Below are 14,541 nucleotides of genomic sequence, written 5' to 3'. Positions count from 1 at the left end.
GTGAGGGGACCATTCACCGCACATCCCCAACCCACCCCCTCAGTTGGCAATCTGCAAATCAAACGTCTGCAGATCCGCATCATGCGCCGCCAGAATGTCCGGCAGCGAGCCACGCAGATACTCCACCCAGGTCTTGATCTTGGCATCCAGGTACTGCCGCGAAGGGTAGATCGCATACAGGTTCAGCTCCTGCAAGCGATACTCCGGCAGCATCCGCACCAAGGTGCCGTTGCGCAGCCCGTCGATGGCGGCATAGATCGGCAGTACGCCCACGCCCATCCCGCTGCTGATCGCGGTTTTCATGGCGTCCGCCGAATTCACCTGAAACGGCGCATTGCTGATGTTGACCATCTCCTGCCCCTCGGGCCCCTCGAACAGCCATTTCTCCAGTTGCACCACCGGGCTCACCAGGCGCAGGCAGGCATGCTCGCGCAGGTCGCCCGGGGTACGCGCGATACCGTTGGCTTTGACGTATTCGGGCGAGGCACAGACGATGCTGTAGGTGATGCCCAGGCGCTGCGACACGAAGCCTGAATCGGGCAGTTCGCTGGCCAGCACGATGGACACGTCATAGCCTTCGTCGAGCAGGTCCGGCACGCGGTTGGCCAAGGTCAGGTCGAAGGTCACGTCGGGATGAGTGCGACGGTAGCGGGCGATGGCGTCGATCACGAAGTGCTGGCCGATCCCGGTCATGGTGTGCACTTTCAATTGCCCGGCGGGGCGAGCGTGGGCATCGCTGGCTTCGGCCTCGGCTTCCTCGACGTAGGCGAGGATCTGCTCGCAGCGCACCAGGTAACGCTTGCCGGCTTCGGTCAGGGCGATACGGCGGGTCGTACGGTTGAGCAGGCGGGTTTGCAGATGCGCTTCGAGGTTGGACACCGCGCGCGAAACATTGGCGGTGGTGGTGTCGAGTTGCGCGGCGGCGGCGGTGAAACTGCCCGCTTCGGCCACACAGGTAAAAGCACGCATGTTTTGCAGGGTGTCCATGATTCGGTCTCTAGGTCGACGGACAAATTGTCGCATGAAGTTACAATTATACAGAAGGATTATCACCGGTTCGGTAACAAAGAATCACAGGAAACCCTGCTTATCGCCGCCCGGCGACCGCCCTAGAATGCGCCATCCAAAGCCTCCACACGTCCCCTGCAGGCGCGGCGTAAGGCCGCGGTGCGTTGCTCACCGCTGCACGCCACGCCTACCTGGAACCTTACCTACCACTGGAAATCGCCGCAGTGCCGCGCCGCCTCATCGATGAGCTGAAGACCCTCAGCGTTTGGACGTTAACCTTGACCCTCAGCGGCTGCATCGGAACTGGAGGTATCGCCCCCAAAGGCCAGGCCTTGCCGGCCAATGCCCTGGCCACCGACCTCGCCATCCAGGCCGCCGCGCAGGATGCCCGCTGGCCGGCCAGCCAATGGTGGCGCGCCTATGGCGATGAGCAGCTCAACGCCTGGGTGGCCATGGCCCTGCTGGGCAGCCCGAGCATGGCCATGGCGGCCGCCCGGGTTCGTCAGGCCAAGGCCATGGCCGGCATCGCCGAGTCAGCCGAAGCCCTGCATATCGATGCCAGAAGCACCTTGAATCGCCATGATTGGCCGGCCGATCAGTTCTACGGCCCAGGCGAGCTGTCGGGTGAAACCACCTGGGACAACAACGCAGGCCTGGGCTTTACCTATGCCCTGGACCTGTGGGGCCGCGAACGCAACGCCAGCGAGCGGGCGGTGGATCTGGCCCACATGAGCGCCGCCGAGGCGCGCCAGGCGCGGTTGGAGCTGGAGAACAATGTGGTGCAGGTGTATATCCAGTTGTCGCTGCATTACGCCCAGCGCGACATTGCGCAGAATACCCTGACTCAGCAGCAGCAGATTCTCGAGCTGGCGCAACGTCGCCTCAAGGGGGGGCTGGGGACTCATTTCGAAGTCAGCCAGGCCGAGACGCCATTGCCCGAGACCCATCGACAAATCGATGCACTGGACGAAGCGATTGCCCTGGCCCGCAATCAGTTGGCTGCGCTGGCCGGCAAAGGGCCGGGCGAGGGCGCTGCTCTGCAGCGTCCGACCCTGTCATTGCAGGCACCTGTGACATTGCCCTCGGCACTGCCCGCCGAACTGCTTGGCCAGCGCCCCGACGTCGTTGCCCGTCGTTGGGCGGTGGACGCCCAGGCCCGCGGCATCGATGTGGCCCATGCCGGGTTCTACCCCAACGTCGATCTGGTCGGCAGCCTGAGCTACATGGCCACGGGCGGTGGCATGCTGGAATTCCTCACTGGGCAGAAACTTGGCTACAGCGTAGGGCCGGCCGTGACCCTGCCGATTTTCGACGGTGGTCGGTTGCGCGCCGAGTTGGGTCAGGCCGCTGCCGGTTACGACCTGGCGGTAGCGCGCTACAACCAGACCTTGATCGATGCGCTGAAACAGATCTCCGATCAATTGATCCGGCGCGCGTCCATGGACAAGCAGCAGCGCTTTGCCGCGGAGTCTGTGCTCGCGGCGCGCAAGACCTACGACATTGCCCTGATCGCCTACCAGCGCGGCCTTACCGACTACCTCAATGTGCTCAACGCCCAGACGCTACTGTTGCGTCAGCAACAAGTCGAGCAGCAGGTCCAGGCTGCTCGTCTGAGTGCCCACGCCGACCTGGTCACCGCCCTGGGAGGCGGCCTCGGTGCCGGCAACGACGCTCCCCATTCGCCCGCCGAGACTGCCCCATGACCACTTGGCTCGGCAGCCTGCACTGGCGCCGTGGTTTCTTCGAATGGGCGCGCAGTGACGGCGTGACCTGGATCTACATCTTCAAGGTCTTGCTGGCGGCGTTCACCACCCTGTGGCTGGCCATGCGCCTGGAACTGCCGCAGCCGCGTACGGCGATGATCACGGTGTTCATCGTCATGCAACTGCAAAGCGGCCATGTGTTCGCCAAGAGTTTCTACCGCCTGGCCGGTACGGTGGCCGGCTCCGCGGTCACGGTGCTGTTGATCGCCCTGTTCGCCCAGAACACGGAATTGTTCCTGCCCAGCCTGGCGCTGTGGGTGGGCATCTGCTCGACCGGTGCGATGCGTTGCCGCAATTTTCGCGCTTATGGCTTCGTGCTGGCCGGCTATACCGCCGCCATGGTGGGGTTGCCCGCGTTGTCGCAGCCGGACGGCGCATTCATGGCCGCAGTGTGGCGAGTGCTGGAGATTGCGCTGGGCATTGTGGTGTCCACCGCGGTCAGCGCGGCCATCTTGCCGCAATCGGCCAGTGCCTCGATGCGCAACGCCTTGTACCAACGCTTCGGCTTCTTCGCCCAGTTCGTTGCGCAAGGCCTGCGCGGCCAAAGCGCTCGTGAGCAGTTCGAGGCCAGCAATGTGCGCTTTATCGCCGAGGCCGTGGGCCTGGAAAGCCTGCGCAGCGTCACCGCGTTCGAAGACCCGCACATGCGGCGGCGCAATGGCCGGGTCAGCCGCCTGAACAGCGAGTTCATGGCCATCACGACACGTTTCAATGCGCTGCACCAATTGCTCGAGCGTATCCGTCAGGGCGGCCGCCCGCAGGTGGTTGCGGCGATCGAGCCGGGGCTGCACGCCTTGGCGCGGGTGCTCGATCCATTTGCCGAGCGCGCCTTGACCGATGCCGATGCGGCACGCCTGGCCGAACAGTTGGCACTGTACAAGGAAGAGCTGCCATCCCATGTCCGGCGGCTGCGTGCCCTCTTCGAAGACCGTCAGCCCAGCGACGACGACCTGCTGGATTTTCACACGGCGTATGAACTGCTTTATCGCTTTGTCGATGATCTGCACAGTTATGCACAGACCCATGCGTCGCTGGCCGACCATCGCCACGCGCGCGAACGTTGGGACGAGCCCTATCGCTCGCAGACCAATTGGCTGGCGTCGTTGGCGTCCGGTATTCGCGGCAGCTTCATTCTACTGCTGCTGGGCGGTTACTGGGTCGCTACGGCTTGGCCAAGTGGGGCCACCATGACCTTGGTGGCGGCAGCCACCGTAGGCCTGTCGGCCGCCACCCCGAATCCCAGACGCATGTCGTTTCAGATGGCCTGCGGTACGTTTCTGGGCGCGCTGCTGGGGTTCTTCACCACCTTCTTCGTGTTTCCCTGGATCGATGGTTTCCCGCTGTTGTGCCTGACGTTGGCGCCGGTGCTGACCTTCGGCGCGTTCCTCGCTTCTCGTCCTCGATACGCCGGCTACGGCCTGGGCCTGTTGATCTTCTTTTCCATGGGGTCGGTGCCCGGCAACCTGACGGTCTACAACCCCTACGCGTTCATCAACGACTACATCGCCATGGTGCTGGGGATGCTGATCTGCGCCGCCGCCGGGGCCATCATCCTGCCGCCCAACAGCCGCTGGCTGTGGCGGCGCATGGAACAGGACCTGCGTGCGCTGGTGGTGTTCGCCATCAGCGGCAAGCTGCGCGGGCTGGGTTCGGCCTTCGAGAGCCGCACGCGCGACCTGCTGCACCAGGCCTACGGATTGGCCGCCGGCCAGCCGCAGGTGCAACGCATGCTGCTGCGCTGGATGTTGGTGGTGCTGGAAGTGGGCCACGCCATCATCGAGCTGCGCAAGGAGCAGGCGATACTGCCGGTGCACCCGGCCTATGCCGAGGCGCAGCCGTGGCGGCAGTCGATCCGGGTCATGGGGCGGGCCCTGATGCGCCTGTTCATCCAGCCACAGCAGGCCAATCACGCGCGCGCCCTGGCGGCGGTCGATCAGGCCATCTATCAGGTGAAGAACACCGACGAACCTTTCGCCCGTCACTTCGATACCTCGGCGCTGCGACGCGTGCAGAGCTATCTGCACTTCATCCGCAGCGCGCTGCTGGACCCCCAATCGCCCCTGGCCGAACTTCCCGCCGCAGGACCCAAAGATGCCCCGTGAAATTGCGTTCCATGGCCTGTACATGCCCACCATGACCCTGATGTTCCTGTTGGCCGCGGGGTTGGCCTGGGCTTTCGACCGGCTGTTCGCCAGCCTCGATCTGTACCGTTTCTTCTGGCACCCGGCGTTGCTGCGCCTGAGCCTGTTCGTTTGCCTGTTCGGTGCCCTGGCGCTGACCGTTTACCGTTGAGAGCCGTGCTATGAAAAAGTTTTTCAGCCTGTTGGCGACCCTGCTGGTGCTGGCGCTGGCGATCTTCATCGGTCGCCAGCTGTGGGTGCACTACATGGAAACGCCCTGGACTCGCGATGGGCGGGTGCGCGCCGATGTCATCAATGTGGCCGCCGATGTTTCCGGCTATGTGACGGCGGTGCCGGTGCGCGACAACCAGCTGGTGCACAAGGGCGATGTGCTGTTGCAGGTCGATCCCGAGCATTACCTGCTGGCGATCAAGCAAGCCCAGGCCCTGGTGGCCTCGCGCAAGGCCGCCTGGGAGATGCGCAAGGTCAACGCCAGCCGACGCGCCGACCTCGACGAGCTGGTGATTTCCAAGGAGAGCCGTGAAGACGCCAGCAACATCGCCAGCTCTGCGCAGGCCGATTATCAACAGGCGCAAGCCCAGCTCGAGGCCGCCGAGTTGAATCTCAAGCGGACCCGAGTGCTGGCGACCGTGGATGGCTATGTGACCAACCTCAACGTGCACGTGGGCGACTACGCGCGGGTGGGCGAGGCCAAGCTGGCGGTGGTGGACAAGGATTCGTTCTGGGTCTACGGCTTCTTCGAAGAAACCAAACTGCCCCATGTGCACATAGGCGACAGTGCCGAGTTGCAGATGATGAGCGGCGAAACCCTGCGAGGCCACGTGGAAAGCATCTCGCGGGGCATCTATGACCGTGACAACCCCCAGAGCCGCGAGCTGACCGCCGACGTCAACCCCACGTTCAACTGGGTCCGTTTGGCCCAACGGGTGCCGGTGCGCATTCACATCGATGAAGTGCCCGAAGGAATGCTGCTGGCGGCGGGAACCACCTGCACCGTCATCGTCACCCCTGGCGGGCGGTAAAAAGGGCCGAGAAATGTGCTGTCCATTTTGGCCCTATCGCGGGTAGAACCCGCTCCCACAGGGAATCTCCATCACTTGGAGAAGCTGCCTTGCAGGCGCTCGGCACGGAATTCCAGGGTTTGCGGGCGGTAGCCGGGCCGTAATGCGGGCAGTGGCAGGCAGTCCTGCCAGTCGGCGCCGGCTTGCAGCTCGCCGGGGCCGCGGTAGCGCGGCGCGGTGTAGAGGTTTTCGGCCAGATTGACGTTTTCACCCGGGGCGTAGGCGGCGACCTGCCATTGCAGTTCGAGCATCGGCACGCTGTTGCCGTTGTTCAGGTTCAAGCGCAGTGGGCGGTCGGCGGGGCAGCCCTGCGGGTCGTAGGCGATGCGCATTTCCAGGCGCGCCAACTGGTGCGCTTCGCGGTTGTCCATCCACACCACCCACAGTGCTACCAGCGCCAGGCTGAACAGGGCGGCGCCAGAGATCGGCAGGGCCTTGGACGGGTAGCGGATGAGCAGGACGAACCAGGTGAGGACGAGGAAGATGCCGATGAACATGGGGGTCAGGTCTTGGCTGGGGGTGGGGTATCGTAACCAATGTGGGGTGTCATGGGGAGGTGGGGTGCCGATGTGGGCCTCATCGCGGGTAGAACCCGCTCCCACAGGGGAACTCCGGACGCATATCCCCTGTGGGAGGTGGGGTGCCGATGTGGGCCTCATCGCGGGTAGAACCCGCTCCCACAACGTACCTTCGGACGCATATCCCCTGTGGGAGCGGGTTCTACCCGCGATGGCGCCGGACCTGACGGTATCGATTTTCAGGCATTGCAGTGTGCGTGCGCGCACAAAAAAGCCCCCGGCCTGAACGCCGCGGATGGGAACGCGGCGCTCAGGCAGGGGGCGGAGTGCAACCGACGGTTACTGGGCGATGGTTTTCACCGACACGCCACGTTCGATCGGCGTCGAGCGACCGTAGATGTCTTCGAAACGCTCGATGTCGTCTTCACCCAGGTAGCTACCGGACTGCACCTCGATGATTTCCAGCGGGATCTTGCCCGGGTTGCGCAGGCGGTGCACCGACGCAATTGGAATGTAGGTCGACTGGTTCTCGGTCAGCAGGAACACGTTCTCGTCACAGGTGACCTCAGCCGTGCCCGACACCACGATCCAGTGCTCGGCGCGGTGGTGGTGCATCTGCAGGCTCAGGCAGGCGCCTGGCTTGACCGAGATATGCTTGACCTGGAAGCGGCCGCCCATGTCCACCGAATCGTACGAGCCCCAGGGGCGGTACACTTCGCAGTGGTTCTGGGTTTCGCTGCGCCCGGCCTCGTTCAAGGTGGCGACCATCTGCTTCACGCCTTGGACCTTGTCCTTGTGGGCGATCATCATGGCGTCCTTGGTTTCCACCACGACGATGTTGTCCAGGCCGATCACCGACACCAGCTTGCCGTTGCCGTGGATCATGCAGTTGCGGCTGTCCTGGATCACCACGTCGCCCTTGCTGACGTTGCCGTTGGCGTCCTTGGCGTTAACGTCCCACAGCGACGACCAGCAACCCACATCGCTCCAGCCCGCCGACAGGGGGACCACGCACGCACGTTGAGTTTTTTCCATCACTGCGTAGTCGATGGAGTTGTCCGGGCAGCAGGCGAAGGTGGCGTCATCGATCTCGATGTTGTCGCCGTCCTTCTTGCTGCGCTCAAGGGTCAGCATGCAGTTGTCGTAGATATCCGGATCGTGCTTTTTCAGCTCTTCGAGGAAGCGGCTGGCCCGGAACAGGAACATGCCGCTGTTCCAGAAATAGGTGCCCGCCTCGACGTACTCGGCGGCGCGTTTTTCGTCGGGTTTCTCGACGAACTGCGAGACACGGCTGACGCCTTCGGGCAGCAGCGCATCGGCCGTGGACTTGATGTAGCCATAGCCGGTTTCAGGCTTGGTGGCTGGCACCCCGAACAGCACCATTTCGCCGCGCTCGGCAGCCACGGTGGCCAGGGCCAGGGCGCGTTGCAGGGCCTTGTGATCGTCGATCACGTGGTCGGCCGGGAGTACCAGCATCAGCTCATCGCGGCCTTCGTTGACCAGCTTCATGGCGGTCAGTGCCACGGCCGGCGCGGTGTTGCGGCCGAAGGGTTCCATCAGGATGCCCTGGCACTCGAGCTTCAACTGACTGAGCTGCTCATTGACGATGAAGCGGTGGTCCTTGTTGCAGACCACGATGGGGGTGTCCATGCCTTCGAACACCAGGCGTTCCAGGGTCTGCTGGAACAGCGTGTGCTCACCGGTCAGGGCCAGGAACTGTTTAGGGAATTGTTTGCGCGAAAGCGGCCAAAGACGGGAGCCACTACCACCTGACAAGATCACCGGAATCATGTTGTATCTCCTAGATATTCGTATGGGATGACTGTTGCTGCTTGCCGTTTCTGTTGTTTTTGTTCCGTGCCGGCTACCCACCTGGGTAGACGGCGGTACCCTTTAGCGCGTCGAGACCGGGCGCTTGACCCAGACCGGCGACAGACTGCTGCCCTGGCCCGTTACGTAGAGCACGGCGGCTTCGCCACGCTCCAGTGCGACAGGCTTGAGGTCACTGACTTTCTTGTCGCCTTCGAACAACGCCAGGCTGACTTTCACGGGGTTGATTTCACGCTCGCCGCGGCCCTTGGCAGCCACGTCCGGAACCACCGCGGTCTTGCCGTCGGCAGTTTTCAGGGAAAGGGATTTGTCGCTCAGGTTCTGCACGCGAACCAGCGATTTCTGCTTGTTCTTGAAGGGCGGCTCTTCCACCAGTTGCGGGGCGCCGGCAGTGTTGTTGACGATGGTGTAGTAGTGGTCCGACGCCAGTTTCACCGGCAGGGTGTTGCTGCCGACCTTGGCGCTGTAGTCGCCCTGGGGCATGAAGCTGAAGTCGCTGCTGCCCAGTGCCGGCACTTCGCTGAGGCTGGTATTGCCAACGGTAGCGCTGACCTCGGCGTTGGTGGCGTTGTAGACACGCACGAAGGTCGAACCCTTCGGTGCGGTCGGGCCATACAGCGCGGCATCGCCAGCGAAAGCCGGTACCGAAAGCAGGCTCAGGCCGGCGGCCAGGGCGCATGCCTTGGCGATGCGCGAGGTAGCGATGGAAGCGGCAGTGCGGTGTACGAAAGTAGTGTTCATGTAGTTATTCCTCTGTGTTTCCGTCCAGCGGACGACTCAGTTGGTTTGGCCTACGGCCAGGTTCTGATTAGTGCTCGATTGCTTCAGTTGCGCGATCCAGTTCGGATCGAACTCGCTGAGGTCGTTTTTCATGGGCAGATAACGTTCCGGGAATTCCCAGATCAGCACCTGTGGCGGGCTGTTTTTGAAGGCCTCGGTCTGCAGATACTTGAGCATCGGCAACACCGGGCCATGGCCGTTTTCGGCGTAGTTGATGACGTCGCTGTGCAGCGCCTGCTGCAGCGCGCCGACGAAATTCCAATGCGGGTTGGCGCTGTAGCTGGTGCCCACCAGACCCACAGCTACCTGGCTGTCGGCGAACAGTGCGTCGCCGCCTTCGGCGCCGCCATCCTCGGACACCTTGGTGGTGCGCTGAGCCAGATCGTCCGGCTTGGGCAGCAGGTTGGTGAACAACGGGTCCAACGGCAGGAAGCTGGTCAGGTCGCCCTTGTAGGCTTCGGCCTGGGCCGCTTCGGTGACGAACGTCTGCGGCTCGCCGCTGAGCGGGGTGCGGGTGGCGATCACCTGCCCCAGGTTCTGCGCCACGACCTCGGCGCCCATGGGCGTCCAGTGAGTGTCGGTGCGCAGGAACACCTGGCCCTTGGCCTTGGCGCCTTGCAGCGGGGCCAACAGGTCAGGTGCCAGAATGCCGGCCTGCTGCGCCTGCGCATGGAACTGCTGGTAAAGGTCCTTGTGCAGGGTGGCCGGGGTTTCGTCACCGATGTGCTCGGGGTACAGGCGGGCCTTGGCCGGCACGATAGCGAGCACCAATTGCACGCCCTGTTTCTTCAAGGTGTCGCGTACGCCCTTGATCAGCGCCAGGTTCTCTTCCTGGTACTGGGCACTGTTGGCAATGGGGTTGAACTCTTCATCGGTGAACAGCCACTGGTCCTTGCCCAGCACCACGCCAGGACGACCTTCGTTGAACAGTTTGTAATCCAGCGCGGCCCACAGGTTCGTGCCCAGGCGCTTGATCGGAAACTCTTCGTCGTAGTGGGTTTCCACGGCCTTGGCCAGCTTGCCGTTGAGCACGGTCATCTGTTCGGTGCGGGTGAAGCTGCCAAAGCTGCCCAGCGACCACAGGCCCAGGGCCAGCAGCAGCACCAGGAACACGGCGATGTAGACGATACGTAACGGACGGGTCATGGTCGCCTCGCTCAAAACTGGAAGTAAAGGAAGGGCGAGAAGCTCTGCGCCGACAGCTTCAGGATCGAAGCAATGAACAGCAGCAGCACCAGTGCGCGCATCACGTAACGGGACCAGTCCACGGTCCAGTACGAGGCCTGCACCTGATGGCCATGGGCATGGGCCGCCAGCACGTTGGGCTGATCGCCCGGCGTGGCGCGGTACATGCCAGGCTGTGCGGTGGCAGGGCCATCGGCCTCGACCACCTCGGGCTTGGCCTTGGGCACCGGCGGATTGCTGTACAGATCACGGATGCCGAAGAACGCCAGGGTCAGGTAAGCCACCACCAGGGTCGCCACTTGCAGGCCGGTCAGGCTGGCCTGATTCAGTTCGCTCAGCGACCAGTCGCCGAAGCTGAACATGGCCCCGTACATGCGCATCGCCACGTGTACGTTCTCGGCGCGGAAGATCACCCAGCCAATGATCACCAACAGGAAGGTCAGGGCCCAACGCACCGGGTTCAGTGCCCGCGGCGTGGTGTTGATGCCCACGGCTTTCTCGATGGCCAGCCAGGCACCGTGCCAGGCGCCCCAGATGATGTATGTCCAGTTGGCGCCATGCCACAGGCCGCCCAGCAGCATGGTCAGGAACAGGTTGCGGTAGGTCTTGACCACGCCTTTGCGGTTGCCGCCCAGGGTGATGTAGAGGTAGTCGCGCAGCCAGGTCGAGAGGCTGATGTGCCAGCGTCGCCAGAACTCGGTGATCGACTGGCTGATGTAAGGCTGCTTGAAGTTTTCCATGAAGCGGAAACCCATCATCAAGCCCAGGCCGATGGCCATGTCGCTGTAGCCGGAGAAGTCGAAGTACAACTGCGCGGTGTAGGCAAGGGCGCCCAGCCAGGCGTCGCCGGTAGTGGGGTTCTGCAGGGCGAAGCAGTGGTCGGCCACCACCGCCAGGGTATCGGCGATGAACACCTTCTTGATGAAACCCTGCATGAAGCGGGTGGCCCCTTCGCTGAACTTGTCCAGGGTGTGGGTGCGGTTGTTGAACTGGTCGGCCAGGTCCTTGAAGCGCAGCACGGGGCCGGCGATCAAGTGCGGGAAGATCGCCACGAACGCTGCGAAATCGATCAGGTTGCGCGTGGCCGGGGTGTCGCCGCGGTACACGTCGATGATGTAGCTGATGGACTCGAAGATGTAGAACGAGATACCGATCGGCAACAGGATATGGGTCAGGATGAACGGTTCAAGGCCGTAGGAGGTCATGATCGCGTTGATACTGTCGACGCCGAAGTTGGCGTACTTGAAGTAGCCCAGGATGCACAGGTCGACGATCACCCCGGTGAGCAGCCAGCGCTGCGCAGGCTTGGTGCGCACGCCGGCGGCGCCCACCTTGAGGCCGATCCAGTAATTCCACACGGTGACGGCGGCGAACAACGCGAGGAAGTCCACTCGCCACCAGGCGTAGAACACATAGCTTGCGACCAGCAACAGCAGGTTGCGATAGCGGTTTCCGCTCAAGTAGTACAAGCCGAGAAAGATCGGCAGGAACAGGAACAGAAACACATTGGATGAGAAAACCATCCCGATCTCTCCTTGTTGAACCAGCTCTCGAGGGCCAAGCCCCCCCCAAACCCCCCCAGCTGCAATGGCTGGGGGGACGTTGAATATTTGCTCTGCTGCTGACTTCGGGAACGGTATCGAAGGGTTCCCTCAGCGCCGATCAGGAACCCTTGTCACCCTTCTCGTGACTGGGGTCGTACACCCGTGTCAGGTCCCCACCCAGGCGGAAGGTCTTGAACGGCTGGCCGTCATGCTTGCGTTCCATCACGTCCGGGTTGCAGGTGTAGAGCTGGCAGTAGGGTTCCAGCCAGGCCCACTTGCTCTCCACCTTGAGGTCGGTCATGTCCTGCTTCTCGCCGTTCTTGTCCTTGAACTCGTCGGGGTTTTTCGCCCCCTCAAGCACCCGGTTGGCCAGGCGTTGCAGAGCGCCGTTGTTCTCCGGACGTACATCCACACCATTGGCCTGGGCGAAGCTGGCGATCATGGCCAGCGGCGGCAGGGCATAGTTGTGATAGGCCAGGGCGCGTTGCTTGCGCTTGAGCTCGTTGGGCAAATAGCCTTCGGCATCGACCTGGTTGGCGCCGACCTTGTATTCCTTGATGGCCCAATCAAACAGATCACGCTGATTGGTCGCCACGGCCGCAGCCATCACCGACCATGCGGCCCAGTACGAGTGATTGTTGGTTTTTTCCAGCGGCAGGCCGTCCCAGTCGCTGATGGTCTGGTGTGCCAACTTGCTGAACCAGGCCTCGATCTGCTGCGCTTGTTGCTGATGGGCGGCCAGCGGCTTGCCCTCGGCGAACTTGAGCTGCACATAGGCACCGGCCATGCTGCCCAGCGCCCATTTGCGCATCGACTTGCCGGTGTGGTTGAAGTCGGTGGACTCCAGCGCCCCGGCCTGGGCCCAGGTACCGAGCCAGTTCAGTGCGCAATCGAGCTGCTCCTGGCGGCCATCGCGCATGTACTGCATGACCACCTTGCTGATGCCGCGCTCCATGGTGGTGATGTCACTGGTGGCATCGCGGAAGGCTTTTTCGGACGCCTCGTTGAGGGTCGAGCGCGCCTTGTCCGAACCCTCGTACTTGCTGCGAAACTGCAGGCTCTGGGTATAGGGCGTCGGCACGGCGGCGCAGCTGAAGTTGCCTTCGCCTTTTTTCGGTTTGACCACCCCGCCCAGATAACCTTGCGGGGGAACCAGGTCAGCGGCCTGGGCAGCGGTGCCGAACAAGGCAAGGCTGAGCAGGGTTGGCGTGAGCCAGGTGCGAGCGGTCTTGCTTAAAGTGCGCATAGGAACCTCATAGCCCGGCGGTGTGTTGAGTCACACCGGGGAATACGTTGCGTTTGCATACTTTCGCTTCGACTTTCTGCGGCGTGGTGCCGGGCTCCGTAGAGCCGTGAACTTCCAGGGCGAGCAGGTTCTGCCCGGCCCAGTCAGCGTCATCACGCAGTTCGAAAGCAAAGCGCCCGTCTGTATCGGCCGTCGTCGGTTTCTCGAATTTGATTTCCTCGTGGCGTCCGTTGAGGTACCAGAGGGTGGCTTGAAAGGTCTTCACCGAAGGGTCGGCGAACTGAACGTCGATCTGGTGGTTGCCGTTGTGCACGTCGATAATGCCGTTCTTGCCGTTGACCAGCAGTTCGGTGGTCTTGCCGGGGTTGACGGTGCCGCTGCCGCTCATCTGTGCGGTCTTGCCTTCACAGCCATTGTCGAGCAGCGCCATCATCTGGCGGAACACGGATTCCTGGTCCAGGCGATACAGCGGCGAGAACTCCCACACCAGAATCTTGGGTGGGGTCTTCTGGAATTCCTCGCTGCCCAGGTACTGGATCATGGCGCCTTCCAGCGCGCCGCCCGGGAAAGCCACGTTGAGCACGTCGGCCCCTGTGTACTGCTGCAGGAAACCGGCGAAGTTGTAGTTCTTGCCGCTGTGGCTGGTGCCCACCAGAGTGATCTGCGGGGTACCGGAATCGCCGAACAGATCGCCATCGGCCGCCTCGCCCTTGGGCTCGGTGGTGAACTGATCCATGTATTGAATCGCGTAGGTATTGCCGCACAGTTGAGCGGCCATGTTGTGCAATGTTCCGTTCTTGCCCATGCGGCCCGACACACGGCTCTCGTATTCGCGCGTCGGAATGCCGTCGAACTGCGGCATTTTCTTGATCGTGTCGCCCACGATCTTCGCCGTGCGCATGGCGCCATACGGCGTCCAGTGCTGGTCACCGCGGAAATAGAAATCTTCACGACCCTTGGTGGAGGCGGGCAGGTGCTCGTCGGTCAAGGGCGACAGGTCCGGCACCACGTAGCCCATTTGCTCGAACTTGCCGAGCATGGCCTTGTAGCTGCTCAGTGCTTTGTCGTAGTTGTACGAAGCCTTCTCTGCAGCGGTCAGCATCTCGCGATTCACCAGGCCTCGCGTCGGCTGGTAGACCACCACCAGCTCCACACCCTTGCTCTTGAACGCATCGTGCAACTGCTTCATGCGCCGAAAGCCTTCGGGGGTGGTGTTGAAGTCGGTGCGCAGGTCTTCCTGGGTACGAAACAACCAGTCGCCCTTGGCTTGCACCAGCGTGGTGAAGTTCTGCTGATAGCGCGTGGTGTAGTTGCGCGCGTCCGCCGCCGCCGGGCACAGGTCGGAAATCGGTTGGGCGGTGAACACGGGCGCCTGGACGTCAGCGCGGGCCGCGGCGCTGGCGGCGAGCAGGGCGACAGCAAGGCTGGACAGGCTGAGTAGTCGGGTCATTTTCGCGTGCATGAA

At 62.8% G+C, this 14,541-nt stretch carries 12 protein-coding genes; 4 read left to right on the top strand and 8 right to left on the bottom strand.

Annotated features, from left to right (window positions below; translation table 11 throughout):
* Nucleotides 1–39 precede the first annotated feature (39 nt).
* The gene (locus tag B3397_RS14110; RefSeq protein WP_296251100.1) at nucleotides 40–987 is read right to left on the bottom strand and encodes a LysR family transcriptional regulator; all 948 of its coding nucleotides are present in this window, start codon (nucleotides 985–987) and stop codon (nucleotides 40–42) included.
* Nucleotides 988–1,232: 245 nt separating this feature from the next.
* Between B3397_RS14110 and B3397_RS14105 the strand changes: the two genes are divergently transcribed.
* From B3397_RS14105 to B3397_RS14090, 4 genes are read left to right on the top strand one after another with little or no spacing between them, the layout of a single operon-like run.
* Nucleotides 1,233–2,711: an efflux transporter outer membrane subunit gene (locus tag B3397_RS14105; RefSeq protein ID WP_296251300.1), complete on the top strand. Its 1,479-nt coding sequence runs from the start codon at nucleotides 1,233–1,235 to the stop codon at nucleotides 2,709–2,711.
* Entirely contained in the window at nucleotides 2,708–4,873 is a 2,166-nt protein-coding gene (locus tag B3397_RS14100; RefSeq protein WP_296251097.1) for an FUSC family protein, read from the top strand. Before B3397_RS14105 ends, B3397_RS14100 begins: the two co-directional genes overlap by 4 nt.
* Entirely contained in the window at nucleotides 4,863–5,063 is a 201-nt protein-coding gene (locus B3397_RS14095; protein WP_296251095.1) for a DUF1656 domain-containing protein, read from the top strand. Before B3397_RS14100 ends, B3397_RS14095 begins: the two co-directional genes overlap by 11 nt.
* A 10-nt stretch (nucleotides 5,064–5,073) precedes the next feature.
* On the top strand, nucleotides 5,074–5,934 hold the full coding sequence (locus B3397_RS14090) for an HlyD family secretion protein (protein WP_296251093.1): 861 nt from the start codon (nucleotides 5,074–5,076) through the stop codon (nucleotides 5,932–5,934).
* Nucleotides 5,935–6,005: 71 nt separating this feature from the next.
* Here the strand turns inward: B3397_RS14090 and B3397_RS14085 are convergent, their stop codons facing one another.
* The 7 genes from B3397_RS14085 to B3397_RS14055 form a co-directional block, all read right to left on the bottom strand.
* Nucleotides 6,006–6,470 carry a multidrug transporter gene (locus B3397_RS14085; protein ID WP_296251091.1) on the bottom strand — a complete coding sequence of 155 codons (465 nt, stop codon included), beginning with the start codon at nucleotides 6,468–6,470 and terminating at the stop codon, nucleotides 6,006–6,008.
* 360 nt (nucleotides 6,471–6,830) lie between these two features.
* Nucleotides 6,831–8,282: a mannose-1-phosphate guanylyltransferase/mannose-6-phosphate isomerase gene (locus tag B3397_RS14080; protein ID WP_296251089.1), complete on the bottom strand. Its 1,452-nt coding sequence runs from the start codon at nucleotides 8,280–8,282 to the stop codon at nucleotides 6,831–6,833.
* Between the two features lie 102 nt (nucleotides 8,283–8,384).
* Complete coding sequence (locus B3397_RS14075; protein WP_296251087.1) at nucleotides 8,385–9,062, bottom strand: alginate O-acetyltransferase AlgF; 678 nt, start codon at nucleotides 9,060–9,062, stop codon at nucleotides 8,385–8,387.
* Nucleotides 9,063–9,098: 36 nt separating this feature from the next.
* Nucleotides 9,099–10,247: an alginate O-acetyltransferase gene (locus tag B3397_RS14070; RefSeq protein ID WP_296251085.1), complete on the bottom strand. Its 1,149-nt coding sequence runs from the start codon at nucleotides 10,245–10,247 to the stop codon at nucleotides 9,099–9,101.
* An 11-nt stretch (nucleotides 10,248–10,258) separates the two neighbouring features.
* Nucleotides 10,259–11,809, bottom strand: coding sequence for an MBOAT family O-acyltransferase (locus tag B3397_RS14065; protein WP_296251083.1), 1,551 nt, complete (start codon nucleotides 11,807–11,809; stop codon nucleotides 10,259–10,261).
* Between the two features lie 139 nt (nucleotides 11,810–11,948).
* Complete coding sequence (locus tag B3397_RS14060) at nucleotides 11,949–13,076, bottom strand: mannuronate-specific alginate lyase (RefSeq protein WP_296251081.1); 1,128 nt, start codon at nucleotides 13,074–13,076, stop codon at nucleotides 11,949–11,951.
* Between the two features lie 7 nt (nucleotides 13,077–13,083).
* Nucleotides 13,084–14,538, bottom strand: a complete 1,455-nt coding sequence (locus B3397_RS14055) for an alginate O-acetyltransferase (RefSeq protein WP_296251079.1) — start codon at nucleotides 14,536–14,538, stop codon at nucleotides 13,084–13,086.
* Nucleotides 14,539–14,541: the final 3 nt, after the last annotated feature.

The sequence above is a fragment of the Pseudomonas sp. UBA4194 genome (assembly GCF_002379585.1).
GTDB lineage: Bacteria > Pseudomonadota > Gammaproteobacteria > Pseudomonadales > Pseudomonadaceae > Aquipseudomonas.
The sequence above is the reverse complement of the archived record's forward strand: the minus strand, read 5'-3'. Positions and strand labels throughout refer to the sequence as shown.

Coding starts and splice junctions, on each gene's coding strand:
- B3397_RS14055 (WP_296251079.1), bottom strand. CDS start 14,538: ATGCACGCGAAAATGACCCGACTACTCAGCCTGTCCAGCCTTGCTGTC.
- B3397_RS14075 (WP_296251087.1), bottom strand. CDS start 9,062: ATGAACACTACTTTCGTACACCGCACTGCCGCTTCCATCGCTACCTCG.
- B3397_RS14080 (WP_296251089.1), bottom strand. CDS start 8,282: ATGATTCCGGTGATCTTGTCAGGTGGTAGTGGCTCCCGTCTTTGGCCG.
- B3397_RS14090 (WP_296251093.1), top strand. CDS start 5,074: ATGAAAAAGTTTTTCAGCCTGTTGGCGACCCTGCTGGTGCTGGCGCTG.
- B3397_RS14060 (WP_296251081.1), bottom strand. CDS start 13,076: ATGCGCACTTTAAGCAAGACCGCTCGCACCTGGCTCACGCCAACCCTG.
- B3397_RS14100 (WP_296251097.1), top strand. CDS start 2,708: ATGACCACTTGGCTCGGCAGCCTGCACTGGCGCCGTGGTTTCTTCGAA.
- B3397_RS14085 (WP_296251091.1), bottom strand. CDS start 6,470: ATGTTCATCGGCATCTTCCTCGTCCTCACCTGGTTCGTCCTGCTCATC.
- B3397_RS14095 (WP_296251095.1), top strand. CDS start 4,863: ATGCCCCGTGAAATTGCGTTCCATGGCCTGTACATGCCCACCATGACC.
- B3397_RS14110 (WP_296251100.1), bottom strand. CDS start 987: ATGGACACCCTGCAAAACATGCGTGCTTTTACCTGTGTGGCCGAAGCG.
- B3397_RS14070 (WP_296251085.1), bottom strand. CDS start 10,247: ATGACCCGTCCGTTACGTATCGTCTACATCGCCGTGTTCCTGGTGCTG.
- B3397_RS14065 (WP_296251083.1), bottom strand. CDS start 11,809: ATGGTTTTCTCATCCAATGTGTTTCTGTTCCTGTTCCTGCCGATCTTT.